23 protein-coding genes are annotated in these 25,525 nt (G+C 69.5%); 12 read left to right on the top strand and 11 right to left on the bottom strand.

Translation table 11 applies throughout. The features are described 5' to 3' along the window. Nucleotides 1-80 precede the first annotated feature (80 nt). From ACG10_RS05030 to ACG10_RS05050, 5 genes are all read left to right on the top strand, one after another. Nucleotides 81-2,363, top strand: coding sequence for a TonB-dependent receptor (locus ACG10_RS05030; protein WP_089167377.1), 2,283 nt, complete (start codon nt 81-83; stop codon nt 2,361-2,363). A gap of 207 nt (nt 2,364-2,570) precedes the next feature. Further along, on the top strand, nt 2,571-4,937 hold the full coding sequence (locus tag ACG10_RS05035; protein WP_089167378.1) for a PepSY domain-containing protein: 2,367 nt from the start codon (nt 2,571-2,573) through the stop codon (nt 4,935-4,937). 42 nt (nt 4,938-4,979) lie between these two features. Continuing rightward, nucleotides 4,980-5,726: a 5-oxoprolinase subunit PxpA gene (locus ACG10_RS05040; protein ID WP_089167379.1), complete on the top strand. Its 747-nt coding sequence runs from the start codon at nt 4,980-4,982 to the stop codon at nt 5,724-5,726. Then, complete coding sequence (gene pxpB, locus ACG10_RS05045; RefSeq protein ID WP_198319064.1) at nt 5,723-6,400, top strand: 5-oxoprolinase subunit PxpB; 678 nt, start codon at nt 5,723-5,725, stop codon at nt 6,398-6,400. Before ACG10_RS05040 ends, pxpB begins: the two co-directional genes overlap by 4 nt. Then, on the top strand, nt 6,397-7,317 hold the full coding sequence (locus ACG10_RS05050; protein WP_198319016.1) for a 5-oxoprolinase subunit C family protein: 921 nt from the start codon (nt 6,397-6,399) through the stop codon (nt 7,315-7,317). The genes pxpB and ACG10_RS05050 overlap by 4 nt, the downstream gene beginning before the upstream one ends. Before the next feature lie 701 nt (nt 7,318-8,018). Here the strand turns inward: ACG10_RS05050 and ACG10_RS05055 are convergent. Genes ACG10_RS05055 through ACG10_RS05080 form a run of 6 tightly spaced genes read right to left on the bottom strand, consistent with a single transcriptional unit; the run spans nt 8,019 to nt 14,254 of the window. Continuing rightward, nucleotides 8,019-8,978 (bottom strand): peptide ABC transporter ATP-binding protein, encoded by a 960-nt coding sequence (locus ACG10_RS05055; protein ID WP_089167381.1) that lies wholly within the window; start codon nt 8,976-8,978, stop codon nt 8,019-8,021. Next, nucleotides 8,975-9,943 (bottom strand): ABC transporter ATP-binding protein, encoded by a 969-nt coding sequence (locus ACG10_RS05060; RefSeq protein ID WP_089167382.1) that lies wholly within the window; start codon nt 9,941-9,943, stop codon nt 8,975-8,977. Before ACG10_RS05060 ends, ACG10_RS05055 begins: the two co-directional genes overlap by 4 nt. A gap of 10 nt (nt 9,944-9,953) precedes the next feature. Further along, nucleotides 9,954-10,856, bottom strand: coding sequence for an ABC transporter permease subunit (locus ACG10_RS05065; protein ID WP_089167383.1), 903 nt, complete (start codon nt 10,854-10,856; stop codon nt 9,954-9,956). 10 nt (nt 10,857-10,866) lie between these two features. Then, the gene (locus ACG10_RS05070; protein WP_089167384.1) at nt 10,867-11,877 is read right to left on the bottom strand and encodes an ABC transporter permease subunit; all 1,011 of its coding nucleotides are present in this window, start codon (nt 11,875-11,877) and stop codon (nt 10,867-10,869) included. Between the two features lie 9 nt (nt 11,878-11,886). Then, nucleotides 11,887-13,497 carry an ABC transporter substrate-binding protein gene (locus tag ACG10_RS05075; protein ID WP_089167385.1) on the bottom strand — a complete coding sequence of 537 codons (1,611 nt, stop codon included), beginning with the start codon at nt 13,495-13,497 and terminating at the stop codon, nt 11,887-11,889. A 46-nt stretch (nt 13,498-13,543) separates the two neighbouring features. Further along, complete coding sequence (locus ACG10_RS05080; protein WP_089167386.1) at nt 13,544-14,254, bottom strand: SIMPL domain-containing protein; 711 nt, start codon at nt 14,252-14,254, stop codon at nt 13,544-13,546. Between the two features lie 162 nt (nt 14,255-14,416). Between ACG10_RS05080 and ACG10_RS05090 the strand changes: the two genes are divergently transcribed. The 3 genes from ACG10_RS05090 (at nt 14,417) to ACG10_RS05100 (ending at nt 17,324) form a co-directional block, all read left to right on the top strand. Next, on the top strand, nt 14,417-15,679 hold the full coding sequence (locus ACG10_RS05090; RefSeq protein ID WP_089167387.1) for an ATP-binding protein: 1,263 nt from the start codon (nt 14,417-14,419) through the stop codon (nt 15,677-15,679). After that, on the top strand, nt 15,672-16,232 hold the full coding sequence (locus ACG10_RS05095; protein WP_039805648.1) for a response regulator transcription factor: 561 nt from the start codon (nt 15,672-15,674) through the stop codon (nt 16,230-16,232). Before ACG10_RS05090 ends, ACG10_RS05095 begins: the two co-directional genes overlap by 8 nt. Nucleotides 16,233-16,382: 150 nt before the next feature. Then, on the top strand, nt 16,383-17,324 hold the full coding sequence (locus ACG10_RS05100; protein ID WP_089167388.1) for an AEC family transporter: 942 nt from the start codon (nt 16,383-16,385) through the stop codon (nt 17,322-17,324). 9 nt (nt 17,325-17,333) lie between these two features. On the opposite strand, the gene ACG10_RS05105 is transcribed toward ACG10_RS05100, so the two are convergent. From ACG10_RS05105 to gatC, 5 genes are read right to left on the bottom strand one after another with little or no spacing between them, the layout of a single operon-like run. Then, a complete protein-coding gene (locus tag ACG10_RS05105) occupies nt 17,334-18,416 on the bottom strand; it encodes a calcium/sodium antiporter (RefSeq protein WP_089167389.1) in 1,083 nt (360 codons plus the stop codon). 38 nt (nt 18,417-18,454) lie between these two features. Beyond that, a complete protein-coding gene (locus ACG10_RS05110; protein ID WP_089167390.1) occupies nt 18,455-18,826 on the bottom strand; it encodes a septal ring lytic transglycosylase RlpA family protein in 372 nt (123 codons plus the stop codon). A 52-nt stretch (nt 18,827-18,878) separates the two neighbouring features. Further along, a complete protein-coding gene (gene gatB, locus ACG10_RS05115; RefSeq protein ID WP_089167391.1) occupies nt 18,879-20,327 on the bottom strand; it encodes an Asp-tRNA(Asn)/Glu-tRNA(Gln) amidotransferase subunit GatB in 1,449 nt (482 codons plus the stop codon). Nucleotides 20,328-20,338: 11 nt separating this feature from the next. Next, nucleotides 20,339-21,790, bottom strand: a complete 1,452-nt coding sequence (gene gatA, locus ACG10_RS05120) for an Asp-tRNA(Asn)/Glu-tRNA(Gln) amidotransferase subunit GatA (RefSeq protein ID WP_089167392.1) — start codon at nt 21,788-21,790, stop codon at nt 20,339-20,341. Beyond that, complete coding sequence (gene gatC, locus ACG10_RS05125; RefSeq protein ID WP_039805642.1) at nt 21,790-22,077, bottom strand: Asp-tRNA(Asn)/Glu-tRNA(Gln) amidotransferase subunit GatC; 288 nt, start codon at nt 22,075-22,077, stop codon at nt 21,790-21,792. The genes gatA and gatC overlap by 1 nt, the downstream gene beginning before the upstream one ends. 173 nt (nt 22,078-22,250) lie before the next feature. On the opposite strand from gatC, the gene ACG10_RS05130 reads away from it, so the two are divergent. The 4 genes from ACG10_RS05130 (at nt 22,251) to ACG10_RS05145 (ending at nt 25,518) form a co-directional block, all read left to right on the top strand. Beyond that, nucleotides 22,251-23,288, top strand: a complete 1,038-nt coding sequence (locus tag ACG10_RS05130) for a rod shape-determining protein (RefSeq protein WP_039805641.1) — start codon at nt 22,251-22,253, stop codon at nt 23,286-23,288. 151 nt (nt 23,289-23,439) lie between these two features. Beyond that, nucleotides 23,440-24,399, top strand: a complete 960-nt coding sequence (gene mreC / locus ACG10_RS05135; protein ID WP_232487253.1) for a rod shape-determining protein MreC — start codon at nt 23,440-23,442, stop codon at nt 24,397-24,399. Further along, the gene (gene mreD / locus ACG10_RS05140; RefSeq protein WP_089167394.1) at nt 24,399-24,878 is read left to right on the top strand and encodes a rod shape-determining protein MreD; all 480 of its coding nucleotides are present in this window, start codon (nt 24,399-24,401) and stop codon (nt 24,876-24,878) included. The genes mreC and mreD overlap by 1 nt, the downstream gene beginning before the upstream one ends. 52 nt (nt 24,879-24,930) lie before the next feature. After that, a complete protein-coding gene (locus ACG10_RS05145; RefSeq protein ID WP_089167395.1) occupies nt 24,931-25,518 on the top strand; it encodes a Maf family protein in 588 nt (195 codons plus the stop codon). The last annotated feature ends 7 nt before the right edge of the window (nt 25,519-25,525 follow it).

Below are 25,525 nucleotides of genomic sequence, written 5' to 3' on the forward strand. Positions count from 1 at the left end.
TATGTAAATTTGTATCTGTTGATTACGAGAATCGTTCTTGATTAGAGTGCGCGCCATTCGTTTGTCAGGGGGAAACAATCATGTCGCGTATCAACGAGCGTCCTGCCACCAAGCCGTGCGTGCTGGCTTCCGCCTTGGGAGTCGTCACCGCAGTGACCGCGGTCGGTGGGTTGCGTGCCGAGGAGGCGGCACAGAAGGAAACCGCTCGCAAGGACGCGGAGAAGAAGGAGGTTCTGTCGCTGGAGGCGGATAGCGTCATCGGCCAGCGCGAGGACGACTACAAGGTCGAGTCGGCGTCGAAGAAGTTCACCGCGCCGCTGCGCGAGACGCCCAAGTCGGTCACCATCATTTCCCAGCAGGTCATCGAGGACACCGGCTCGCTGACCCTGGTCGACGCCCTGCGCACCACCTCCGGCATCACCTTCGGCGCCGGCGAGGGCGGCAATCCGGCGGGCGACCGGCCGATCATCCGCGGCTTCAACGCCGAGAGCGACACCTTCATCGACGGCCTGCGCGACGTCGCCTCGCAGACCCGCGAGATCTTCAACATCGAGCAGATCGAGGTGAGCAAGGGCCCCGGCTCGGCCTATACCGGCGCCGGCTCCACCGGCGGCAGCATCAACATGATCACCAAGACCGCCAAGCGCAACGATTTCCTCGACCTCAGCCAGACCTTCGGTTCGGACCAGACCCGTCGCTCGACCCTGGACTTCAACCGGATGCTGACCGACCAGGTCGGCTTCCGTCTGAACCTGATGAAGCACGACGCCAACGTCGCCGGCCGCGAGGGGGTGGACGTCAGCCGCTGGGGCGTGGCGCCGAGCATCACCTTCGGCTTCGACACCCCGACCCGCGCGACCTTCTCCTACTATCACCTGGAAGCCGACGACATGCCGGACTACGGCATTCCGCTGAGCCCGTCCGGTATCGGCGTGAAACGCCGTCCGGTGGGCGACAAGGACGCCTTCTACGGCCTGAGCGGCCGCGACTACCGGGAAAGCAGCACCGACTCCGGCACCTTCCGGATCGAGCACGACCTCAACGAGAACGTGACGATCTCCAACACCTTCCGCCAGGTGCGCACCACCCTCGACTACATCGCCACCAACCCGGACGACACCCGGGGCAACGTCAGCCGTGGCCTGGTCTGGCGCTCGCCGAAGAGCCGCAACTCCACCTCGGAGGGCTGGGTCAACCAGACCGACTTCCAGGCCAAGTTCAACACCGGCTCCATCGAGCACACCATGGTGGGCGGCATCGAGATCACCGACCAGGACGTGCACAACCGCCCCTATGCCTTCTACACCGCAAGCGGCGCCGCCATCTCCACCACATCCAGCTGCAACGCCGCCTCGCAGTCCTCGGGCAACTGCACCTCCCTGGGCAACCCCGGCTACAAGGACGACTGGACCGGCTCCTACAAGGACGGCCTGGCCTACACCGACACCGATACCCAGACCAAGTCCGCCTACCTGTTCGACACCCTCAAGTTCAACGACAAGTGGTCGCTGAACCTCGGCCTGCGCTACGACGACTTCGAAACCACGTCCTCGGGCTACAGCACCACCGCGGGCAATTTCAAGTACGAGAACAACAACAACTTCTGGAGCCATCAGCTGGGCGTGGTGTTCAACCCGCTGCCCAACGGCAGCATCTACGTGGCCTGGTCGACCTCGCGCAACCCGGTCGGCGAGACCTCCGGCGAAGGCGCCGACAGCATGACGACTGCCACCCAGGATCTCGAGCCGGAGCGCAACCGCAACATCGAGCTGGGCACCAAGTGGGAGTTCTTCGACGGCCGCCTGGCGCTGGACTCGGCGATCTTCAAGACCAAGAAGTCCAACGCGCGGGTCACCGACGAGGACGGCCGGACGCAGAACATGGGCGAGGTGGAAATCAAGGGCTTCGAGATCGGCGTCAACGGCCGGATCACCCCCGAATGGCAGGTCTTCGCCAACTACACCTACCTCGACAGCGAGATCGTCAACGGCGGCGTGGTGGACATCGACCCGAGTTCGGCCGTCGTGCGCGTCGACGGCGCCAACGACGGCAACGAGAACCCCAGCACCCCGGAGAACAGCTTCAGCTTCTGGAGCACCTACCAGCTGTTCCCCTTCCTGAGCGTCGGTGGTGGCGCCAACTACGTGGACTCGCGCTACGGCGATGCCGCCAACACGGCCCGGGTGTCCAGCTACTGGCGCTACGACGCCATGGCCAACCTGAAGGTGAGCAAGAACCTCGACCTGCAGCTGAACGTGCAGAACCTGACCGACAAGCGCTACTTCGACCAGATCTATCCGACCCACATGGCCCATGTGGCGCCGGGACGTACCGTGCTGCTGGCCACCAACTTCCACTTCTGATCCGGTTGTGAAGCCGTCGAAGGCCGTCTGCGGGCGGCCTTCGCGTGTCTGCCGGCCGACGGGTAAAAGTTGGGTAAAGCCGGTTTGTTGCAAAATATTCTCGAATAGAATCTCTGCGTACTGTCGCGATGACGGTGCGGCGTGGCGGGCGACCGCGTTTCGATTCCAAGTGTGCCGCCGAGAGCGGCACCGATCAGGTGACATCAGGTGCTGAAGAAGATCCTTTTCCAGCTGCACTGGCTGTTCGGCATCAGTGCCGGGCTGGTGCTGGCGGTGATGGGCGTGACCGGCGCGACCCTGTCCTACCAGGGCGAGCTGCTGCGCTTTCTCAATCCCGGGGTGATGACCGTCGAGGCGCCGCCGGGCGCCCGGGCGCTGAGTCCGGACGAACTGTTCGAGCGCCTGCGCGGCCAGGTGGGGCAGCGCCAGGTGCTGGGGCTGACCCTGTCGAGCGCACCGGAGGAGGCCGCCCAGGTGATCGTCAGCGGCGGCGGTCCGCGCGGCGAGACCCTCTACGCCGATCCCTACAGCGGCGACCTGCTTGGCGCGGCGCGGGGGCTGGGCTTCTTCCGCTTCATGATGCAGGTGCACCGCTGGCTGGCCATCGGCGACACCGGCAAGGCGATCACCGGCGCCTCGACCCTGATCCTGGTGTTCCTCTGCCTGTCCGGCCTCTACCTGCGCTGGCCGCGGCGGGCCGGCGACTGGCGCGCCTGGCTGAGCCTCGACTGGTCGCGCCGGGGACGGGCGTTCCTCTGGAGCCTGCATGCGGTGGCCGGCACCTGGGTGCTGCTGCTCTACCTGCTGGCCGCGCTGACCGGCCTGAGCTGGTCCTACGACTGGTACCGCCAGGGCCTCTTCGCCCTCGCCGGCGAAACCGCCCCGCAGCACGGCGGTCCCGGCGGGCGCCGCGGCCCGCCGCCGGGCGGCGAGCAGGTCCGTCCCGCGGCGCCGGCGATCGGCCTCGATCCGCTGTTCCAGGCCTTCCGCCGCGAGGTGGGGGATGCCTACCGGCAGGTCAACCTGACGCTGCCCGAGCGGCCCGGCCAGCCGCTGCAGGTCATGTATGTCGCGCCCGACGCCGACCATCCCCGGGCGATCAACCGCCTGAGCCTCGATGTCGCCAGCGGCGCACCGCTCAAGCACGAGCGCTATGCCGACAAGAGCCTGCCCCAGCGCCTGCTCGCCAGCCTCTATCCGCTGCATACCGGCGAATACTTCGGCCAGCCCGGCCGCGTGCTGATGCTGCTCGCCAGCCTGGGCATGCCGCTGTTCTTCATCACCGGCTGGCAGCTCTACCTCGAGCGTCGGCGCAGCCGCCGCGCCGCCCGCGAGGCGCAGCAGGCGCTGGCGGACTCGACCGGCGGCCAGCCGTGGCTGGTCGGTTTCGCCAGCCAGAACGGCTTCGCCGAGCGCCTGGCCTGGCAGGCCGCCGGCCAGCTGCAGGCGGGCGGCGCCGCGGTGCAGGTGCGCTCGCTGGCGCAGCTCGAGGCGAGCGACCTGCGCGGCACCGAACGCGCGCTGTTCGTGGTCAGCACCTTCGGCGACGGCGAGGCGCCGGACAGCGCCCGCGGCTTCGTGCGCCGGGTGCTCGGCGGCGACTGCGAACTGGACCATCTGCAGTACGCCCTGCTCGGGCTCGGCGACCGCCAGTACCAGCGCTTCTGCGCCTTCGCCCGGCAGCTCGACGAATGGCTGCAGGATCAGGGCGCCCGCAGGCTGTTCGCCCCGGTGGAGGTGGACAGCGGCGATGCCGCGGCCCTGCAAAGCTGGCGCGAGCAGCTCGGCCGGCTGTCCGGCAGCGAGCCGCCGGTCGCGCTGGAGGAGGAGGGCTTCACCGACTGGACGCTGCTGGCCCGCGAATGCCTCAACCCCGGCAGCCCGGCCGAGCCGGTCTGGCGCCTGGTCCTGCAGATCCCGGACGGACAGCGCTGGGAAGCCGGCGACCTGGTGGAGATCCGCCCGCCGCAGGCCGGCGCGCTGCCGCGCTGCTACTCGGTCGCCTCGCTGAAGGGAGATGGCGTGCTGGAGCTGCTGGTGCGCCGGCAGCGGCGCCCCGACGGCACGCCGGGATTGTGTTCCGGCTGGCTGTGCGAGCTGGCGCCGGGCGCCCGCGTGCCGCTGCGCCTGCGCGCCAACAGTGGCTTCCGCCTGCCGGCGGACGACCGGCCGCTGCTGCTGATCGGCAACGGCGCCGGCCTCGCCGGTTTGCGCGGCCTGCTGCGCGAGCGCATCCGCCGCGGGCAGAACCGCAACTGGCTGATCTTCGGCGAGCGCAGCGAGGCCCACGACTTTCTCTGCCGCGAGGAGCTGCTGGCCTGGCAGGCGGAGGGCCGGCTGGCCCGTCTCGACCTGGCCTTCTCCACCAACGAGGGGCGCAAGGTCTACGTGCAGGACCGCCTGCGCGAGTCCGCCGATGTCCTGCGTGGCTGGCTGGCCGAGGGCGCGGTCATCTACCTGTGCGGCAGCCGCGGCATGGCGTCCGGCGTCGAGGCGGTGCTCATCGAGCTGCTCGGCAGCGCCGAGGTCGAGCGCCTGCGCGACGCGCAGCGCCTGCGCCGCGATCTCTTCTGAGGCGGGCTTGCGGCCGCCCGGTGGAGGCCGCAAGCTAGTTCCATGAAGACCATCATCCTCCTCAACTGCGATATGGGCGAGAGCTTCGGCGCCTGGAAAATGGGCAACGACGCGCTCGCCATGCCGCTGATCGACCAGGCCAACCTGGCCTGCGGCTTCCACGCCGCCGACCCCCTGACCATGCAGCGCAGCGTGGCCCTGGCGGTGCGCCACGGGGCGAGCATCGGCGCCCATCCGGCCTACCCGGACCTGGTCGGGTTCGGTCGTCGCCATCTGGACTGCTCGCCCGACGAGGTGCGCGCCCAGGTGCTCTACCAGCTCGGCGCGCTGGACGCCTTCTGCCGCGCTGCCGGCACCGCCATCGACTACGTCAAGCCGCACGGCGCGCTGTACAACGACCTGGTGCGTGACGACGCGCTGCTCGCTGCCGTGCTGGAGGCCTGCGCGGCCTTCCGCCCGGGGCTGCCGCTGATGGTCCTGGCGCTGGCCGACAACACCCGCGAGGTGCGTCTGGCCGGGGCCGCCGGGGTGCCGCTGCTGTTCGAGGCCTTTGCCGACCGCGCCTACCTCTCCGACGGCCGCCTGGCGCCGCGCCGGCTGAGCGGGGCGGTGCACCAGGACCCCGAGCGCATCCTCGCCCAGGCGCTGGCCATCGCCCGCGGCGCGCCCTTCCCGGACCTCGACGGCAAACCGCTGCGCCTGCGCGCCGACAGCCTCTGCGTGCACGGCGACAACGCCGAGTCGCTGGCCGTGCTGCGCCGCCTGCGCGCGGCCCTCGACGCGCTCTGATGCGTCTCGAACCGGCCGGCGCCGAGGCCCTGCTGCTGGTCCTGGCCGAGCGCCCGGACGCCGGGCTGCCGCTGCGCATCGCCGCCCTGGCCGACCGGATCCATCTCGAGCTGGGGCCCTTGCTCATCGACCTGGTGCCGGGCTGGACTACCCTGTTGCTGCACTACGACCTGCTGCGCACCGATCACCTGCAGCTCGGCAAACGCCTGCTGCCGTTGCTCGAGGACTGGCATGCCGAGCCAGAGTCCCCGCGGCTCGGGCGCCTGCATGAGCTTCCTGTCTGGTACGCCGGCGAGGACCTGGCCGAGGTCGCCCGTGCCTGCGCCCTGAGCGAGGCCGAGGTGATCGCCCTGCACAGTGGTACCGAGTACCGGGTCGGCGCCATCGGCTTCGCGCCGGGTTTTGCCTATCTCGGCGAGCTGGACGCGCGCCTGGCCCTGCCGCGCCGGGCCAGTCCGCGCACCCGGGTGCCGGCCGGCAGCCTGGCCATCGCCGAGCGGCAGACGGCGATCTACCCGCAGGCTTCGCCGGGCGGCTGGCACCTGCTCGGGCGCTGCCCGCGGCGCCTGTTCGACGCCCGCGCCGAGCCGCCCTGTCCGCTGGCGGTGGGCGACCGGGTGCGCTTCTGCGCCATCGACGAGGCGGCCTTCCGCGCCGAAGGCGGCGTGCCGTGACGGGCCTTGCGGTGCTCCGCCCCGGCCCGCTCAGCCTGCTGCAGGATGCCGGCCGTTTCGGCTGGCAGCACCTCGGTGTGTCCCCCGCCGGCCCGCTGGATGTCCAGGCGGCGGCCTGGGCCAACCGTCTGCTGGACAATCCCTGGGGCACGCCGCTCGTCGAGATCGCCCTCGGCGGCGTCGAGCTGGAAAGCCGGCTCGACACCTGGGTGGCGCTCTGCGGTGCCGAGTTGGATATAACGCTGGACGGGGCGCCGCGGCCGAACTGGTCGCGCTTTCCCCTGCGCGCCGGCCAGTGCCTGTGCCTGGGCTTCGCCCGCAGCGGCCAGCGCAGCTACCTGGCGGTGGCGGGGGGCTTTCGCGCCGGGACGCTGCTCGGCAGCGTGGCGACCCAGACCCGCGAAGGCCTCGGCGGCCTGCACGGCGACGGCCAGCCCCTGCGCGCCGGGGACCTGCTGCCCTGCGCGCCGACCAGCCTGCCCGGCGCAGCCAGCGTGCCCTCGCGCTTCGTGGCGGACTACCGGGCCGAACCCTGCCTGCGGGTGATGCTCGGCGGCGATGCCGGGGACTTTTCCGTGGCCGAGCGCCGGCGCTTCTTCGCCCAGCCCTGGCGGTTGAGCCCCCAGTCCGACCGCATGGGCGCGCGCCTTCTGGGCGAGCCGTTGCGGGCGCCGGCGCGGCAGTGGTCGCTGGGGGTGACCACCGGGGCCATCCAGGTGCCGCCGGACGGCCAGCCGATCGTGCTGCTGGCCGACCGGCAGAGCATGGGCGGCTATCCCATCCTCGGCTGGGTGCATCCGCTGGACCTGGGGTTGCTGGCGCAGTGTCCGGCGCACCGGACGGTGCGCTTCGAGCGGGTGAAGGTGGAGGCGGTGCAGGGGGAGATGCGGGAGTTCTATCGGTTCTTCGGGCGCTGAGCGTTTCGCTGGTTTTCTTCGGCCCAACCTCCGTGCTTGCGCGCGACACTTTCCTCGGCTGGACCGACAGGTTTCGCCTTGCACGGCGACTCACTTTTTTCAGTCGCGAAAAAAGTAAGCAAAAACGCTTGCCCCTGTCATCCGGCCCCGCCTGCGGCGGGGTTCCCTCCCTCCGTCGTCGCTCCAGGGGCTCGCTACGAAGGGCCATCCATGGCCCTCGCAGCTCTCGCGGCATCCATGCCGCTCGACCCTTTGCGCAACGACTTCGCTCGGCCTCCTGAAAGGGGCGTTCGGCGCTGCCTGATGGCTTGGGCGTCAAAGCCGAGGCGGAGCCCTCCAGCTTTTCTCTCGACTGTCTGCCAACTCCCCGGTCCCGTACAGGAGGCCGAGTGCAGGCGCTGCGGAGGGGGATGCGAGGCAGGACGCCGAGCAAGACACGAAGGGACAGGGACGTCCCTTCGTGGCGTGCCCCCGGAGCAGTGCCGGAGCGAGGGAACCCGTAACGGAGCGCAGCGCAGTGAAGGGCCGGATGTCGGGTGCCCTTCTTCTTTGGTTCCTTTCTTCTTGGGCAAGCAAGAAGAAAGGAACTCGCCGTACAAGGCGAAACCTGTCGCTCGGGCCGAGGAAAGCGCGACGTCATGACCGCGGAGAAGGGGCCGGCACCCCCTGCACACCGGCGGGTTACGCTGCGCTAACCCGCCCTACACGAACCGCTCCGCATAATGACAAGCCACCTCCCGCCCATCCACCTCCCTGAGCACCGGCACTTCCCCCCGGCAGCGCTCCGTCGCATACGGACAGCGCGGATGGAACACGCAACCGGTCGGCGGCTCCAGCGGGTTGGGCGGCTCGCCGGCGAGGCGGATGCGCTGGCGGCCCGGCTCGGGATGCAGGCTCGGCGTGGCGGCCAGCAGCGCCTGGGTGTAGGGATGCAGCGGTTTGCGGTAGATCCGCTCGGCGGGGCCGAGTTCCATGGGCCGGCCGAGGTACATCACCAGCAGGCGGTCGGCGATGTGGCGGACCACCGCCAGGTTGTGGGAGATGAACAGATAGGCGGTGCCGAACGCTTCCTGCAGTTCGAGGAACAGGTTGAGCACCTGGGCCTGCACCGACACGTCGAGCGCCGAGGTCGGCTCGTCGGCGACCAGCACCTTGGGGTGCAGGATCATCGCCCGGGCGATGGCGATGCGCTGGCGCTGGCCGCCGGAGAACATGTGCGGATAGCGCGCATAGTGCTCGGCGCGCAGACCGACCCGTTCGAGCATCGCCAGCACCCGGGCGCGGCGTTCGGCGGCGGAGAGGGCGGTGTTGATGGCCAGCGGCTCGGCTAGCTGGTCGCCGATCCGCCGCCGCGGGTTGAGCGAGGCGTAGGGGTTCTGGAAGACCATCTGCACGTCACGGCGCAACTGCCGGTGATCGGCGCCGGCGGTGTCCTGCCCGGCGATCTGCAGCGAGCCGGCGGTCGGCGCCTCGATCAGGGTCAGGGCGCGGGCCAGGGTCGACTTGCCGCAGCCGGATTCGCCGACCACCGCCAGGGTCTCGCCGGCCTCAAGCTCGAAGGACAGGCCGTTCAGCGCCTGGACGCTGGCCGCTGAGCGGAACAGGCCGCGGGAGACGCGGTAGTGGCGGGTCAGGTCGCGGGCGATCAGCACCGGGCTCATGGGCTCTCCTGGTTGCGCGGGTGATAGCAGCGCGCCTGGCTCTGCCGCTTGGCCTCCAGCGGCGGACGGCGGGCGCGGCAGTCGTCCTGCACGTAGGCGCAGCGCGGCGCCAGCAGGCAGCCCACGGGACGGTCGTGGCGGCCGGGGACGCTGCCCGGCAGGCCGTGCAGCGGGCGGCGCGCGGTGCCGGCCTCGGGCAGCGCGGCGAGCAGCGCCTCGGTGTAGGGGTGGGCCGGGCCGTCGAACAGGCCGGGCAGGGTGCCGACTTCCACCACCTGGCCGGCGTACATCACGCAGACCCGGCTGGCGCATTCGGCGACCACGGCGAGGTCGTGGCTGATCAGCAGCAGGGCCATGCCGCGCTCGCGCTGCAGGTTCAGCAGCAGCTCGAGGATCTGCGCTTGGATGGTCACGTCGAGGGCGGTGGTCGGCTCGTCGGCGATCAGGAGAAGCGGTTCGGCGGCGATCGCCAGGGCGATGGCCACGCGCTGGGCCATGCCGCCGGAGAGCTGGTGCGGGTAGGCGTCCAGGCGGCTGGCGGCGGCCGGGATCTCCACCTGCTCGAGCAGCTCCAGGGCGCGCCGGCGGGCTTCGCGACCGCGCAGGCCGAGGTGCTGGCGCAGCACTTCCTCGAGCTGGAAGCCGACCCGGTAGCTGGGGTCGAGGGCGGCCAGCGGGTCCTGGAAGACCATCGCCAGCTCCCTGCCGAGCAGCCTGCGCCGCTGGCGCTCGCCGAGGGCGAGCAGGTCGTGGCCGGCGAACTGCAGGCGCCCGGCGGCGACCTGGCCGGGCGGGTCGATCAGGCCGAGCAGGGCTAGCATGGCCTGCGACTTGCCGGAGCCGGACTCGCCGACGATGGCCAGCACCTCGCCGGCCTCCAGGCGCAGGTCGAGGCCGTCGACCACCGGCGGGGCGTCGGCAGGCCCGTAGCGCACGCTGAGGTTGTCGATTTCCAGCAGGCTCATGGCGCGTTCCTCAGTCCGGGTTCTTCAGCTTCGGGTCCAGTGCGTCGCGCAGGCCGTCGCCCAGCAGGTTGATCGCCAGCACGCTCGTGAGGATGGCGAGGCCCGGCAGGGTCACCACCCACCAGGCGCGCTCGATGTAGTCGCGCGCCGAGGCCAGCATGGTGCCCCATTCGGGGGTCGGCGGCTGCACGCCGAGGCCGAGAAAACCCAGCGCGGCGGCATCCAGGATGGCTGCGGAAAAGCCCAGGGTGGCCTGGACGATCAGGGGCGCCAGGCAGTTCGGCAGCACCGCGACGAACATCAGGCGCAGCCGCCCGGCGCCGGCCAGCCGCGCGGCGGTGACGTAGTCGCGGTGGATCTCGCCGAGCACCGCGGCGCGGGTCAGGCGCACGTAGGCGGGCAGCGAGACGATGGCGATCGCCAGCACGGTGTTGAGCAGCCCCGGGCCGAGCACGGCGACCACCGCCACCGCCAGCAGCAGGGCGGGCAGTGCCAGCATGATGTCCATCAGGCGCATGATCGACGGACCCAGAAGGCGGGGGAAGAAACCGGCGCAGAGGCCGAGCAGCACGCCGGGCGCGAGCGACAGCGCCACCGAGGCCAGGCCGATCAGGAGCGACAGGCGCGCGCCGAAGATCAGCCGGGAGAGCAGGTCGCGGCCCAGTTCGTCGGTGCCGAGCAGGAACCGGGCTTGACCGCCTTCCAGCCAGGCCGGCGGGGTGAGCAGGAAGTCGCGGTGCTGGGCGGCGGGATCGAAGGGCGCGAGCCAGGAGGCCAGCAGCGCGCAGGCGACGAGTAGGGCGAGGAACAGCAGGGCGGCGAGGGCGCCGCGGTTGCGCGCGAAGGCCTGGCAGAACTCGCGCAAGGGCGAGGGCCAGGCCGGTTCGGCAGTGAAGGGGAGGGGGGTGTTCATCGGTATGTCCTCATTGCCGGTGACGGATGCGAGGATTGGCCAGGCCATAGAGGATGTCCACGACGAAGTTGACCAGGATGACCAGCGCGGCGATCAGCAGGATGCCGTTCTGCACCACCGGGTAGTCGCGGGCGCCGATCGCCTCGATCAGCCACTTGCCGATACCCGGCCAGGAGAACAGGGTCTCGGTGAGCACCGCGCCGGAGAGCAGCGAGCCGACCTGCAGGCCGAATACCGTGAGCACCGGGACCAGGGCGTTGCGCAGGGCGTGCACGAACACCAGCCGCGCCGGCGACAGGCCGCGGGCGCGGGCGGCGCGGATGTAGTCCTCGCGCAGCACCTCGAGCATCGCCGAGCGGGTCATGCGGGCGATCACTGCCAGCGGGATGGTGCCGAGCACGATGGCCGGCAGGATCAGGTGGCGCAGGGCGTCGAGGAAGGCGCCCTGTTCTTCGCTGAGCAGGGTGTCGATCAGCATGAGGCCGGTCACCGGCTCCACGTCGTAGAGCAGGTCGAGGCGCCCGGACACCGGGGTCCAGCCGAGTTCCACGGAGAAGAACATGATCAGGATCAGCGCCCACCAGAAGATCGGCATCGAGTAGCCGGTCAGCGCCAGGCCCATGGTGCCGTGATCGAGGAGCGAGCCGCGCTTCAGCGCCGCGAGGGTGCCGGCGAGCAGGCCGAGCACGCCGGCCAGCAGCAGGGCGGCGAAGGCCAGCTCGACGGTGGCCGGGAACAGGCTGGCGAACTCGCTCCAGACGCTCTCGCGGGTGCGCAGCGACTGGCCGAGATCACCCTGCGCCAGCTGGCCGAGGTAGCTCAGGTACTGCTCGTGCAGCGGCCGGTCGAGGCCGAGGCGCTGCATGGCTTCGGCATGCATCTGCGGGTCGAGGCGCCGCTCGCCCATCATCACCTCCACCGGGTCGCCCGGGATCAGGCGGATCAGCGCGAAGGTCAGCAGGGTCACGCCGAGGAAGGTGGGGATCAGCAGCCCGAGGCGGCGAGCGAGAAAGGACAACATGCGTGGGGCTCACTCCGGATCGCTGGCCGAAGTGCGGCGCACTCCGGCGAAGTTGTTGGTGCTCAGCGGGCTGATCACGAAGCCCTCGACGTCGCGGCGCACGGCGGCGAACTCGCGGGGATGGGCCAGGGGAATCCACGGCGCCTGTTCGTGGAAGATCGCCAGGGCCTGGCGGTAGAGCGCGGCGCGCTGCGTCTGGTCGGTGGCGCGGCGGGCCTCGCGCAGCAGGGCGTCGAAGCGCTCGTCGCACCAGCCGGCCTGGTTCTCTCCCGAGGTGGCGGCGGCGCAGGACAGGTTGGGGGTGAGGAAGTTGTCCGGGTCGCCGTTGTCGCCGGCCCAGCCCATGAACACCAGGTCGTGCTCGCCGTTCTTCGCCCGCTTGATCAGCTCGCCCCATTCCAGCACGCGGATTTCCGCCTGGATGCCGATGGCGGCCAGGTCGGCCTGCAGCAGCTGGGCGCCGATGCCCGGGTTGGGATTGGTCGGCCCGCCGCCGGGGCGGGTCCAGATGGCCAGCTTCAGGCCGCTGGCATGGCCGGCTTCGGCCAGCAGCGCCCGCGCCCGCGCCGGATCGTGGGGCCAGCCTTCGAGGCTCGGGTCCGAGCCCCACAGGCTCGGCGGGTAAGGCGCCACCGCCGGGCTGGCGCCGTCCTCGCCGTACTGGGTGCGCAGGTAGGCGGTCTTGTCGAAGGCAAGGTTGAGGGCCTGGCGCACCCGCACGTCGTCGAGCGGCGGGTGGCGGGTGTTGATGCCGATGTAGGCGGTCAAGAGCGGCTCGTCCTCCAGCACTTCGATGCGTGGGTCCCTGCGCAGTCCGGGCAGGTCCACCGGGCGCGGGTAGAGGGCGATCTGGCAGTCGCCGGCCTTGAGCTTCTGCACCCGCACGTTGGGCTCGGGGGTGATGGCGAAGATCAGCCGTTCGATGGCCGGCGCGCCGTCCCAGTAGTCCGGATTGCGCCGAAAGCGCACCTGGGCGTCCTTCTCGTAGCGCTCGAAGACGAAGGGGCCGCTGCCCACCGGCTGGCTGTTGAGGCGCTCCGGGGTGCCGGCCGCGAGCAGCCGGTCGGCGTATTCGGCCGGATAGATGGAGGCGAAGCCCATCGCCAGGTTGGCCAGGAAGGGCGCCTCCGGGTGGTGCAGGACGAAGCGCACGCGATGGTCGTCGAGCCGCTCGATGCGCCGGACCAGTTCGCCGACGGCCATCGACTCGGCATAGGGGAAGCCGCGCGGCGACAGCCTGTGCCAGGGGTGCCCGGGGTCGATCTGGCGCTGGAAGCTCCAGATCACGTCGTCGGCGTTGAATTCCCGGCTCGGGGTGAACCAGGGCGTGCGCTGGAAGCGCACGCCGCGGCGCAGCTGGAAGGTGTATTCGAGGCCGTCGGCGGACACCTCCCAGCGCTCGGCGAGGGCGGGGAGCAGCTCGGTGCCGCCGGGGGCGAAGCGCAGCAGGCGGTCGAACACCGTCTCCGCCGAGGCATCGGCGCTGACGGCGGCGGTGTACTGGACGATGTCGAAGCCTTCCGGGCTGCCTTCGGTGCACACCACCAGGCTGCTCGGCGCGGCCTGGACGGCGCCGGCGAGCAGGCCGGCGAGGAGGAGGGCTTTCGGGCGTCGGGGCATGGGGCGATCCGCTCGGCGGGCTCGGGACGTCACGCTGGACGGCACCTCAGGGCATCTGCACTTCGATCACGCCATCGGCGCGGATGCTCACCTGGCTGCTGCCGGCTTCGATCTCCTGGGCCGGCGCACCCGCCTCGCGATCCATGCTCTTCATCATCGCGACGCGCGGGAAGGGCGGCGGGACTATCCCGGCGCTGTTCAGGCTCAGGCTGACCAGCTTGTAGCCGCTGCCGCCGAGCGCCCGGGTAGCGAGCTGGGCGCGCTCGCCGAAGGCTTTCACGGCGTCCTGCAGCAGGGTGTCCTCGTTCTTCTTGCGGGTCGCGTCGGCGATGGCGAAGCGCATGTCGCCGATCTTCAGCTCGCCGAGCAGTTCGGCGCTCAGCTGGGAGAGGGCGGCGAAATCGGCGCTTTCCAGGCGCAGCTCGGCGCGCTCGCGCCAGGCGACGATCCGGCGTCCCTGGTCGTCGTAGACCGGATGGCTGTTGCGGTTGCCGAGGCTGACCTTCACCCCCGCCACCTGGCGCGCCCGCTCCACCGCGGCATTCAGGCTGCGGGTGATGTCGCCGGCCAACTGGGCCGGGTCCTTGTGCTGGGCTTCGCTGTAGAGGGTCACCAGCATCAGGTCGTGGGCGATCTCCCGGCTGGCCTCGGCCTGCAGGCTGATCTGGTTGTAGCGGGGCGCTTCCTCGGCCAGGGCCGGCAGGCTGGCCAGGGCGGCGAGGACGAGGGGCGTGGCGAGGCGGAAAAGGCGAGGCATGGGCGGTCCTTGTGTGAGGTGTGGGCATGTCCGTTGGATGATTGGAGCCAGACTCTAGCGGGGTAGTCCAGTTTTTGCAGCCCTGCCTGCGTCCGGTTGACGCATTCGGGCCGGTCGCTGGCAGGCTTTTGGGTATACTGGCGGGCGCATCCGAGGAATACCATGCTCGCACCCGTTCAAATGCTGTCGGCCAGCCGCCACAATCTCCGCCGGCTCATCCTGATCCGTGTCCTCGTGCTGGCCGCCCAGGCCGGTTCGGTCGGACTCGCCTATCTCACCGATCTGCTGCTGCTGCCCTGGCTGGCGCTCGCCTTCACCCTCAGCCTGTCGGCGATGCTCTGCCTCGGCGCCGCCCTGCGCCTGAACATGTCGTGGCCGGTGACCGACCTGGAGTACGCCGGCCACCTGGCCTGCGATCTGGTCATCCACAGCCTGCTGCTGTATTTCACCGGCGGTCCGACCAACCCCTTCGTCTCCTATTACCTGGTGCCGCTGACCATCGCCGCGGCGACCCTGCCCAGGCTGCACACGGTGATGCTCGCCGGCCTGGCGCTGGTGGCCTACACCCTGCTGGTGTTCTGGTACAACCCGACCACCCTGCCGCCAGAGCATCGCGTCACCCTGCTGGTCTACGGCATGTGGCTGAGCTTCGCCCTGGCGGCGGCGCTGATCACCTTCTTTGTCGGGCGCATGGCCGGCGAACTGCGCCGCCAGGAGGAATTCCAGGCCACGCGCCGCGAGGAGAGCATGCGCGATCAGCAACTGCTGGCGGTGGCCACCCAGGCGGCCGGCGCGGCCCACGAGCTGGGCACGCCGCTGGCGACCATGAGCGTGCTGATCACCGAACTGCGCCAGGAGCACGACGATCCGCTGCTGCAGGAGGATCTGGCGGTGCTGCAGGAGCAGGTGAGGCTGTGCAAGGACACCCTGCAGCAGCTGGTGCGTGCCGCTGAGGCCGACCGCATGCAGTCGGTGAAGGAGCAGAGCGCGGCGGCCTGGCTGGAGGCCACGCTCAATCGCTGGCACCTGATGCGCCCGGAGGCGAACTACCGCTACGAGATCCTCGGCACGGGCTCGATGCCGCGGCTGGCGCCGGCGCCGGACCTGACCCAGTCGCTGCTCAACCTGCTCAACAACGCCGCCGACGCCTGCCCGGAGGACCTGGACATCTGCCTCGACTGGGATGTCGAGGAGCTGTGCATCAGCATCCGCAACCATGGCGAAGGCGTGCCGCTGGCGATCGCCGAGCAACTGGGCAAGCCTTTCTTTACCACCAAGGGCAAGGGCTTCGGCCTCGGCCTGTTCCTGAGCCAGGCCAGCGTGACCCGCGCCGGCGGCTCGGTGAAACTCTACAACCACGAGGAGGGCGGCACGCTGACCGAGTTGCGTCTGCCGCGCCTGGGCCCAGGAGACTACTATGAGTGAGCATCCGATCGAGGGAGAAGAGCAGCAGCCGCACCTGCTGCTGGTGGACGACGACACGACCTTCACCCGGGTCATGATGCGGGCCATGACCCGCCGTGGCTTCCGGGTGAGCTGCGCCAGTTCGGCGGAGGAGGGGTTGGAGCTGGCGACCCAGGACGTGCCCGACTATGCCGTGCTCGACCTCAAGATGGAGGGCGACTCGGGGCTGGTGCTGCTGCCCAAGCTGCTCGAGCTGGACAGCGAGATGCGCGTGCTGATCCTCACCGGCTATTCGAGCATCGCCACCGCGGTGGAGGCGATCAAGCGCGGCGCCTGCAACTACCTGTGCAAGCCGGCCGATGCCGACGACGTGCTCACCGCGCTGCTCTCCGAGCACGTCGATCTGAACAGCCTGGTGCCGGACAACCCGATGTCGGTGGACCGCCTGCAGTGGGAGCACATCCAGCGCGTGCTCACCGAGAACGACGGCAACATCTCCGCCACCGCCCGCGCCCTGGGCATGCACCGGCGCACCCTGCAGCGCAAGCTGCAGAAGCGCCCGGTCCGCCGCTGAGGCGACACGCTCCGGCCTGTCCGCCGCAGGCCGTCACGACGGCGTCCCGGAGTACGGGATGCCGGCCGTGTCCGGGCAGGCCGTACCGCTTGTCTTCCGGCGGGAGAGATGCGCTTATGATAGGCGCCTATCGTTTTCCGGACCTTCCCCATGCTCGCGCTGTTCTCGCAAACCCTGGCCATTACCGCGCCGGTGTTCGCCATGCTGTTTCTCGGCGTCCTGCTGCGGCGCCTTGGCTGGATCGACGTCGCCTTCATCAATACGGCTTCGGCGCTGGTGTTCAAGGGCACCATGCCGACCATGCTGTTCCTCGCGATCCTCCATGCGGATCTGGAAACGGCGCTGCAGCCGGCGCTGCTCGGCTATTTCGCCCTGGCTTCCGTCGCCGGTTTCCTGCTCGCCTGGGCCTGGTCGCTGTGGCGCTGTCCGCGCGCCGATCGCGGCGTCTATGTCCAGGGAGCGTTCCGCGGCAACAACGGCATCGTCGGCCTGGCCCTGGCCACCAGCATGTACGGCGACTACGGGCTGTCCCTCGGCGGGGTGCTGGCCGGCGCGGTGATCCTGGTCTACAACACGCTCGCCTCGGTGGTGCTGGCGTTCTACAGCCCGCATGTGCGGACCGACCCCTGGAGCATCGCCAAGAGCATTCTCGGCAACCCGCTGATCATCGGCGTGCTGGTGGCGCTGCCGTTCGCCTACTGGCATGTCGGCCTGCCGGCCTGGCTGCTCACCTCCGGCGACTACTTCGCGCAGATGACCCTGCCACTGGCGCTGATCTGCATCGGCGCCACCATCTCCCTCGCCGCCCTGCGCGAAAGCGGCAGGCTGGCGCTCAGCGCCAGTCTGCTGAAGATGGTCTGGCTGCCGCTGCCGGCGACCCTGGGCGCCTGGCTGTGCGGTTTCCGCGGGGCCGATCTGGGCGTGCTGTTTCTCTATTTCGCCAGCCCGACCGCTGCGGCCAGCTTCGTCATGGCCAAGGCGGTGGGCGGCAATCACCAGCTGGCGGGCGGAATCGTGGTGATCACCACGCTGCTGGCGGCGGTGACCACCAATATCGGCATCTTCGTCCTGCAGTGGCTCGGCTGGATCTGAGGCGCGCCCTCAGCTTCGCCGTTGCCACTCGCGGGCGGCGATGACCAGCAGGGTCAGGGCGGTCAGCGGCAGGGCGTACCAGACCAACGCGGTGTGCAGCAGGGCGACGGCCGAGGCGCCGGTGGCGAACAGCACCTGGTAGGCGGCGTAGGCCAGGTAGTAGCCGAAGAACAGCAGGCCCTCCCAGCGGTTGATGCGGTAGCCGGTGAAGAAGATCGGCAGGCAGGCCACCGCCACCGCGACCATCACCGGGTAGTCGAAGGCCAGGGCATTGGGCGAGACACTGATCGGAGCGGGGGTGACCAGCGCGGCCAGGCCGAGGACGGCGAGCAGGTTGAAGAGGTTGCTGCCGACGATGTTGCCCACGGCGATGTCGCGCTCGCCCTTGAGGGCGGCCATCACCGAGGTGGCCAGCTCCGGCAGCGAGGTGCCGGCGGCGACGATGGTCAGGCCGATCACCAGCTCCGACAGGCCGAGGGCGCGGGCCAGGGTCACCGCGGCGTCGACCAGCAGGCTGGAGCCCCAGACCAGCAGGGCCAGGCCGAGGACGACGAACCCCAGGTGGCCGAGCAGGGCCAGGCGTCCCTCGGGCCTTCCGCCGTACTCCACCTCGAACTCGTTGCTTTCGCCGTTGGCCTTGGCGTTCAGACCGCTACGCACCTGGAAGGCGGTATAGGCGATGATGCCGGCGAACAGCAGAAGACCGTCGAGGCGGCCATAGTGCTGGTCGATGGCCAGCAGCCAGGCCAGCAGGCTGGCGCCGATCATGAGCGGTACGTCGAGGCGGATCAGCTGGCGCGATACCGTCAGGGGAATGACCAGCGCGGACAGGCCGAGGATCATCAGCACGTTGAAGATGTTGCTGCCGAGGACGTTGCCCACCGCGATGTCGCCCTGTCCATTGCTGGCCGACTGCACGCTGACCGCCATTTCCGGGGCGCTGGTGCCGAAGGCGACCACGGTCAGGCCGATGACCAGCGGCGGGATGCCGAAACGGGCGGCCAGGCGCGCAGCGCCGCGGACCAGAGCCTCGGCGCCGGCGACCAGCAGGGCCAGGCCGGCGATCAGGTAGACGAATGTCATCAGGGTCATCAATGCTCCTTATGGCGCCGCTTTCCGGCACCGATCCTTCAGTTATCGAGGAGTTCCAGACGCACCATGGCCACGCCGGCATTCAGCATTTCCAGCTGGCGGGCGGCCTTGTAGGACAGGTCGATGATCCGGCCGCGGGAGTGGGGGCCGCGGTCGTTGATGCGCACCACCACGCTGCGGCGCGTCTGCAGGCTGGTCACCCGCACCCGGCTACCGAGCGGCAGGCTGCGGTGAGCGGCGGTGAGGGCATTGCGGTCTACGCGCTCGCCGCTGGCGGTGCGTTTGCCGTGGTGCCGGGCGGCATAGTAGGAGGCCATGCCCTTGGTGGCGTAAGTGCCCGCCTCGAGCTGCGGCGAGGGATAGCCGGCGAGCAGGGCGAGGAGGAGGGCGAGGGATAGTGTTCGCAGCATGATCGAGGCTCCGGAAAGTGCAACGCCGGGCGGACCCGGCGTTGTCGCTGGCTCAGCCTTCGAGCTTCTTCTTCAGCAGTTCGTTCACCTGGCCGGGGTTGGCCTTGCCCTTGGAGGCCTTCATCGCCTGGCCGACGAAGAAGCCGAACATCTTGGCGCGCTTGGCCTCGTCGCTGGCGCGGTACTGTTCGACCTGCGCGGCGTTGGCGGTCAGCACTTCGTCGAGCACGGCCTCGATGGCGCCGCTGTCGGTGACCTGCTTGAGGCCCTTGGTCTCGATGATCGCGTCGGCGGAGGCGCCTTCGCCGGCGGCCAGGGCCTCGAAGACCATCTTGGCGATCTTGCCGGAGATAGTGTTGTCCTTGATGCGCAGGATCAGCCCGCCGAGCTGCGCGGCGGAGACCGGAGACTGCTCGATCTCGAGGTTGTCCTTGTTGAGCAGGCTGGACAGCTCGCCCATCACCCAGTTGGCCGCCAGCTTGGCGTCGCCGCAGACGGTCTGCACTTGCTCGAAGTAGTCGGCCAGCTCGCGGCTGGCGGACAGCACGCTGGCGTCGTAGGCGGACAGGCCGAACTGGCTCTCGAAGCGCGCGCGCTTCTCGCCGGGCAGCTCCGGCAGGCCGGCGCGCACCTCGTCGAGGAAGTCCGGCTCGATCACCACCGGCAGCAGGTCGGGGCAGGGGAAGTAGCGGTAGTCGTTGGCCTCCTCCTTGCTGCGCATGGAGCGGGTCTCGTCCTTGTTCGGGTCGTACAGGCGGGTCTCCTGGACGACCTTGCCGCCGTCCTCGATCAGCTCGATCTGCCGCTGCACCTCATGGTTGATCGCGCGTTCGATGAAGCGGAAGGAGTTGACGTTCTTGATCTCGGCGCGGGTGCCGAAGGCTTCCTGGCCCTTGGGCCGCACCGAGACGTTGCAGTCGCAGCGCAGCGAGCCTTCGGCCATGTTGCCGTCGCAGATGCCCAGGTAGCGGACCAGCGCGTGGATCGCCTTGACGTAGGCCACCGCCTCCTTGGCCGAGCGGATGTCTGGCTCGGAGACGATCTCCAGGAGCGGCGTGCCGGCGCGGTTGAGGTCGATGCCGGTCATGCCGTGGAAGTCCTCGTGCAGGCTCTTGCCGGCGTCCTCTTCCAGGTGCGCGCGGGTGATGCCGATGCGCTTGACCGTGCCGTCTTCCAGGGTGATGTCCAGATGGCCCTTGCCGACGATGGGCTTGTCCATCTGGCTGGTCTGGTAGCCCTTGGGCAGGTCGGGGTAGAAGTAGTTCTTGCGGGCGAAGACGTTGCTGCGGCCCAGTTCGGCATCGATCGCCAGGCCGAACTTCACCGCCATGCGCACGGCTTCCTGGTTGAGCACTGGCAGGGTGCCGGGCATGCCGAGGTCGATCAGGCTGGCCTGGGTGTTGGGCTCGGCGCCGAAGGTGGTGGCGCTGCCGGAGAAGATCTTCGAGCGGGTGGCGAGCTGCGCGTGGATTTCCAGCCCGATCACGGTTTCCCATTGCATGTGCGTATTCCTCAGAAGCCTTCCGGTGCCCGTTGATGCCAGTCGGTCGCCTGCTGGTACTGGTGGGCGACGTTGAGCAGGCGGCCTTCCTGGAAGTAGGGCGCGAGCAGTTGCACGCCCACCGGCAGGCCGTCGACGAAGCCGGCCGGCATGGACAGGCCGGGAATGCCGGCGAGGTTGGCGGTGATGGTGTAGATGTCCTCGAGATAGGCGGCGACCGGGTCGCTGCTCTTCTCGCCGAGCTTCCAGGCCGGGTTCGGCGTGGTCGGGCCGAGGATCAGGTCCACCTCCTGGAAGGCGGCGATGAAGTCGCTGCGGATCAGCCGGCGGATCTTCTGCGCCTTGAGGTAGTAGGCGTCGTAGTAGCCGGCGGAGAGGGCGTAGGTGCCGACCATGATGCGGCGCTTCACTTCCGCGCCGAAGCCCTCGCCGCGCGAGCGCTTGTACAGGTCCTCGAGGTTCTGCGGGGTCTCGCAACGGTAGCCGAAGCGCACGCCGTCGAAGCGCGACAGGTTGGAGGAGGCCTCGGCAGGCGCGATCACGTAGTAGGCGGGAATCGCATGCTGCATGTTGGGCAGGCCGATTTCCTTGATCGTGGCGCCGAGCTTCTTCAGCTCCTCGACGCAGGCCATCACCGCATCGGACAGGCGCGGGTCGAGGCCGGCGCCGAAGTATTCGCGCGGCAGGCCGATGCGCAGGCCGGCCAGCGGCCGGTTCAGCGCGGCCAGGTAGTCGTCCAGCGGCTGATCGACGCAGGTGGAGTCCTTCGGGTCGAAGCCGGCCATGGCGCCGAGCAGCAGGGCGCAGTCCTCGGCGCTGCGCGCCAGCGGGCCGCCCTGGTCGAGGCTGGAGGCGTAGGCGATCATGCCCCAGCGCGAGACGCGGCCGTAGGTGGGCTTGAGGCCGGTGAGGTTGGTCAGCGCCGCCGGCTGGCGGATCGAGCCGCCGGTGTCGCTGCCGGTGGCCGCCGGGATCAGCCGCGCCGCCACCGCCGCGGCCGAGCCGCCGCTGGAGCCGCCGGGCACGCATTCGGTGTTCCAGGGGTTCTTCACCGGGCCGTAGTGGCTGGATTCGTTGGCCGAGCCCATGGCGAACTCGTCCATGTTCAGCTTGCCGAGGCTCACGCAGCCGGCGGCGGCGAGCTTTTCCACCACGGTGGCGTCGTAGGGCGAGATGAAATTGTCGAGGATCTTCGAGGCGCAGCTGGTGCGCACGCCCTTGGTGCAGAATAGGTCCTTGTGGGCGATCGGCGCGCCGAGCAGGGCGCCGCTCTCGCCGGCGGCGCGGCGCGCGTCGGCGGCCTGGGCCTGGGCGCGGGCCTGCTCGGCGGTGACGGTGATAAAGCTGTTGAGCTGCGGGTCGAGCGCGCCGATGCGGGTCAGCAGGGCCTCGGTCAGCTCGACGGAGGAGAAGTCCTTGGCGGCCAGGCCGCGGGCGATTTGCGCCAGAGTCAGTCGATGCATCACTCGATCACCTTGGGAACCAGATACAGGCCGTTCTCCACGGCCGGGGCGATGGCCTGGTAGGCGTCGCGGTGGTCGCACTCGGTGACCTCGTCCGGGCGCAGGCGCTGGGTGGCCTCCAGGGGGTGGGCCAGGGGCTCGATGCCGTGGGTGTCGACCGCCTGCATCCGGTCGATCAGACCGAGGATGTCGTTCAAGGTCTGGGTGGTGCGTGGGATCTCGGCGTCATCCAGCCCCAGGCGGGCCAGGTGGGCGATCTTTTCCACGTCGGAGCGTTCAAGCGCCATCGGGATTCTCCAGGAAAAACGGGCAGCCGGCCGCTGGTCGAAAGCCGCGTTTGACGGCCTTGCGGGCTGCTGAAAACGGGGAATTTAGCACAGTGGGCGCCTTGCCCAAAATCCCTGCCATTGTTAGAGTCTGCGCTCTTTTTTACCCATGCTTCGCCTCAGGGTTCCTGTCAATGTTCAAGAAACTCCGTGGCATGTTTTCCAGCGATCTGTCGATCGATCTGGGGACTGCCAACACCCTCATCTATGTGCGCGAGCGCGGCATCGTTCTGAACGAGCCGTCCGTGGTCGCCATCCGCACGCACGGCAATCAGAAGAGCGTCGTGGCGGTTGGGACCGAAGCCAAGCGCATGTTGGGACGAACCCCGGGTAACATCACCGCGATCCGCCCGATGAAGGACGGTGTGATCGCCGACTTCAGCGTCTGCGAGAAGATGCTGCAGTACTTCATCAACAAGGTGCACGAAAGCAGCTTCCTGCAGCCCAGTCCGCGTGTGCTGATCTGCGTGCCCTGCAAGTCGACCCAGGTCGAGCGTCGCGCCATCCGCGAATCGGCCCTGGGCGCCGGCGCCCGCGAGGTGTTTCTGATCGAGGAACCGATGGCGGCGGCCATCGGCGCCGGCCTGCCGGTGGACGAGGCGCATGGCTCGATGGTGGTGGATATCGGCGGCGGCACCACCGAGATTGCCCTGATCTCCCTGAACGGCGTGGTCTACGCCGAGTCGGTGCGGGTCGGCGGCGACCGCTTCGACGAAGCCATCGTCACCTACGTGCGGCGCAACTACGGCAGCCTGATCGGCGAGGCCACCGCCGAGCGCATCAAGCAGGAAATCGGTATCGCCTGGCCGGGCAGCGAAGTGCGCGAGATCGATGTGCGCGGGCGCAACCTGGCCGAGGGCGTGCCGCGCAGCTTCACCCTCAACTCCAACGAGGTGCTGGATGCGATCCAGGAGTCGCTGGCGACCATCGTCCAGTCGGTGAAGAGCGCGCTGGAGCAGTCCCCGCCGGAGTTGGCCGCGGACATCGCCGAGCGCGGTCTGGTGCTGACCGGTGGTGGCGCCCTGCTGCGCGACCTGGACAAGCTGCTGGCCCAGGAAACCGGGCTGCCGGTGATCGTCGCCGAGGATCCGCTGACCTGCGTGGCGCGCGGCTGTGGCCGGGCACTGGAGATGATCGACAGCCACCGCATGGATCTGCTCTCCACCGAGTGAGCCACAGGGGCAGGCTTCGGGTTGTACGCCGAAAGCGACGCCTGGCGCCGTTTTCGGCGCGTGGCTGACGGTCGAGGCTTGTAGTAGTCGCGAGGAACCCGCTATCAAACTGCTCTTCAGCAAAGGGCCTTCGCTCGTGATGCGCCTGTTGGTGCTGGCGGTGCTTGCCGCCACGCTGATGGTGGTGGATGCCCGTTTCGATACCCTCAAGCCGGTGCGCAGCCAGCTGGGGCTGGTGCTGACCCCCTTCTACGGGCTGGCCGATCTGCCGGTGCGTATCTGGGATGGCATCAACCAGCAGTTCAGCAGCCGCAGCGAACTGCTCGCGGAGAACGAGAAGCTCAAGGCCGAGGCCCTGCTGATGCAGCGCCGCCTGCAGAAACTGGCGGCGCTGACCGAGCAGAACGTGCGCCTGCGCGAACTGCTCAATTCCGCGGCGCTGGTCGACGAGAAGGTGCTGGTCGGCGAGCTGATCGGCGTCGATCCCAATCCCTTCACCCATCGCATCCTGATCGACAAGGGAGAGCGCGACGGCGTGTTTCTCGGTCAGCCGGTGCTCGACGCCCGCGGCCTGATGGGCCAGGTGGTGGAGGTCATGCCCTACACGGCGCGGGTCCTCCTGCTCACCGACACCACCCACAGCATCCCGGTGCAGGTCAACCGCAACGGCCTGCGCGCCATCGCCGTCGGTACCGGCAATCCGGAGCGCCTGGAGCTGCGCCATGTCGCCGATACCGCCGACATCAAGGAGGGCGACCTGCTGGTCAGCTCCGGCATGGGCCAGCGCTTTCCCGCCGGCTATCCGGTGGCCGTGGTGAGCGAGGTGATCCACGACTCCGGGCAGCCGTTCGCCATCGTCCGCGCCGTGCCCACGGCGGCCCTCAACCGCACCCGCTACATGCTGATGGTGTTCAGCGATCCGCGTTCGCCGGAGCAGCGCGCCAGCGAGGCGGCCCAGGCCCAGGAGGCGCATGACCGCCAGCTCGCCGAGCAGGCCGGAAGCCAGGCGCCTGTGCCCGCCGCGCCAGCCGCGCCGGCGCCTGCAGCGGCCGCTCCCGCACCGGCCCCGCCGTCGCGGCCGGCCCCGGCGGGCACAGGCGGGGCGCGCTGATGGGCGAGCACAACGGTTGGCTGATCTGGGCCAGCTACCTGATGGGCCTGCTGCTCAGCGTGGCGCCCATGCCGGGCTTCATGGAGGTTGGCCGGCCGCTGTGGCTGGCGATGTTCATCACCTACTGGATTCTGGCCGTGCCGCAGCGGGTCAGCATGACGGTGACCTGGCTGCTGGGGCTGGCGATGGATGTGCTCTACGGCGTTCTGCTCGGGCAGCATGCGCTGACCCTGACGCTGATTGCCTTCCTGATGCTGACGCTGCAGCAGCGTGTCCGCATGTTTCCGTTGTGGCAACAGAGCCTGGTCCTGCTGGTAGTCTTCGGTCTGGCCCAGCTGGTGCAGCTCTGGCTCAATGCGCTGGCCGGCAACCGCCCGCCGACCCTCGCCTTCCTGCTGCCGGCCCTGGTCAGTGCCTTGCTCTGGCCCTGGGTGTTCACCGCCCTGCGTAGCCTACGACTGCGCTTCAATGTCAATTAACCCCCCGTCCCCGGCGAGACGGCGGGCGGGGCTTCGGACAGAGGGAAATCGCATGGCTGCCACGCTTTACCTGGCTTCCGGTTCGCCCCGCCGGCGCGAGCTGCTGACGCAGATCGGCGTGCCCTTCGTTCCGCTCAGCGTGGCCATCGACGAAACGCCCGCGCCGGACGAGACGCCGGCCGCCTATGTGGAGCGCCTGGCGCGCGGCAAGGCGGCGGCCGGTCTGGCCAGCCTCTCCGACCGGCAGGCGGTGGTGCTCGGCGCGGACACCACGGTGGTACTGGACGGGCGCATCCTCGGCAAGCCGGGCGAGCGTGCCGAGGCGCTGGCCATGCTGCAGGCGCTCGGCGGGCGCGAGCACGAGGTGCTGACCGCGGTGGTCCTGGCCGCGGTCGGGCGCAGCGCGGTGCGGGTGGTACGCAGCCGGGTGGCCTTCCGTCCGCTCACCAGCGCCGAGGCCGAGGCCTACTGGGCCACCGGCGAGCCGCTGGACAAGGCCGGCGGCTATGCCATCCAGGGCTTTGCCGCGGTGTTTGTCAGCGGCCTCGAGGGCAGCTATTCGGCGGTGGTCGGCCTGCCACTCTGTGAAACCGCGCAACTGCTGGCCGAGTTCGGCATTCCGTGCTGGCAACAACAATGACAAGGCG

The sequence above is a fragment of the Azotobacter chroococcum genome (assembly GCF_002220155.1).
Taxonomy (GTDB): Bacteria; Pseudomonadota; Gammaproteobacteria; order Pseudomonadales; family Pseudomonadaceae; genus Azotobacter; species Azotobacter chroococcum.

Coding starts and splice junctions, on each gene's coding strand:
- gatA (WP_089167392.1), bottom strand. CDS start 21,790: ATGCATCGACTGACTCTGGCGCAAATCGCCCGCGGCCTGGCCGCCAAG.
- ACG10_RS05060 (WP_089167382.1), bottom strand. CDS start 9,943: ATGAGCCTGCTGGAAATCGACAACCTCAGCGTGCGCTACGGGCCTGCC.
- ACG10_RS05075 (WP_089167385.1), bottom strand. CDS start 13,497: ATGCCCCGACGCCCGAAAGCCCTCCTCCTCGCCGGCCTGCTCGCCGGC.
- gatC (WP_039805642.1), bottom strand. CDS start 22,077: ATGGCGCTTGAACGCTCCGACGTGGAAAAGATCGCCCACCTGGCCCGC.
- ACG10_RS05130 (WP_039805641.1), top strand. CDS start 22,251: ATGTTCAAGAAACTCCGTGGCATGTTTTCCAGCGATCTGTCGATCGAT.
- gatB (WP_089167391.1), bottom strand. CDS start 20,327: ATGCAATGGGAAACCGTGATCGGGCTGGAAATCCACGCGCAGCTCGCC.
- ACG10_RS05100 (WP_089167388.1), top strand. CDS start 16,383: ATGCTCGCGCTGTTCTCGCAAACCCTGGCCATTACCGCGCCGGTGTTC.
- ACG10_RS05040 (WP_089167379.1), top strand. CDS start 4,980: ATGAAGACCATCATCCTCCTCAACTGCGATATGGGCGAGAGCTTCGGC.
- ACG10_RS05030 (WP_089167377.1), top strand. CDS start 81: ATGTCGCGTATCAACGAGCGTCCTGCCACCAAGCCGTGCGTGCTGGCT.
- ACG10_RS05105 (WP_089167389.1), bottom strand. CDS start 18,416: ATGACCCTGATGACATTCGTCTACCTGATCGCCGGCCTGGCCCTGCTG.
- ACG10_RS05090 (WP_089167387.1), top strand. CDS start 14,417: ATGCTCGCACCCGTTCAAATGCTGTCGGCCAGCCGCCACAATCTCCGC.
- ACG10_RS05145 (WP_089167395.1), top strand. CDS start 24,931: ATGGCTGCCACGCTTTACCTGGCTTCCGGTTCGCCCCGCCGGCGCGAG.
- ACG10_RS05055 (WP_089167381.1), bottom strand. CDS start 8,978: ATGAGCCCGGTGCTGATCGCCCGCGACCTGACCCGCCACTACCGCGTC.
- ACG10_RS05095 (WP_039805648.1), top strand. CDS start 15,672: ATGAGTGAGCATCCGATCGAGGGAGAAGAGCAGCAGCCGCACCTGCTG.
- ACG10_RS05110 (WP_089167390.1), bottom strand. CDS start 18,826: ATGCTGCGAACACTATCCCTCGCCCTCCTCCTCGCCCTGCTCGCCGGC.
- ACG10_RS05080 (WP_089167386.1), bottom strand. CDS start 14,254: ATGCCTCGCCTTTTCCGCCTCGCCACGCCCCTCGTCCTCGCCGCCCTG.
- mreD (WP_089167394.1), top strand. CDS start 24,399: ATGGGCGAGCACAACGGTTGGCTGATCTGGGCCAGCTACCTGATGGGC.
- ACG10_RS05065 (WP_089167383.1), bottom strand. CDS start 10,856: ATGAACACCCCCCTCCCCTTCACTGCCGAACCGGCCTGGCCCTCGCCC.
- ACG10_RS05070 (WP_089167384.1), bottom strand. CDS start 11,877: ATGTTGTCCTTTCTCGCTCGCCGCCTCGGGCTGCTGATCCCCACCTTC.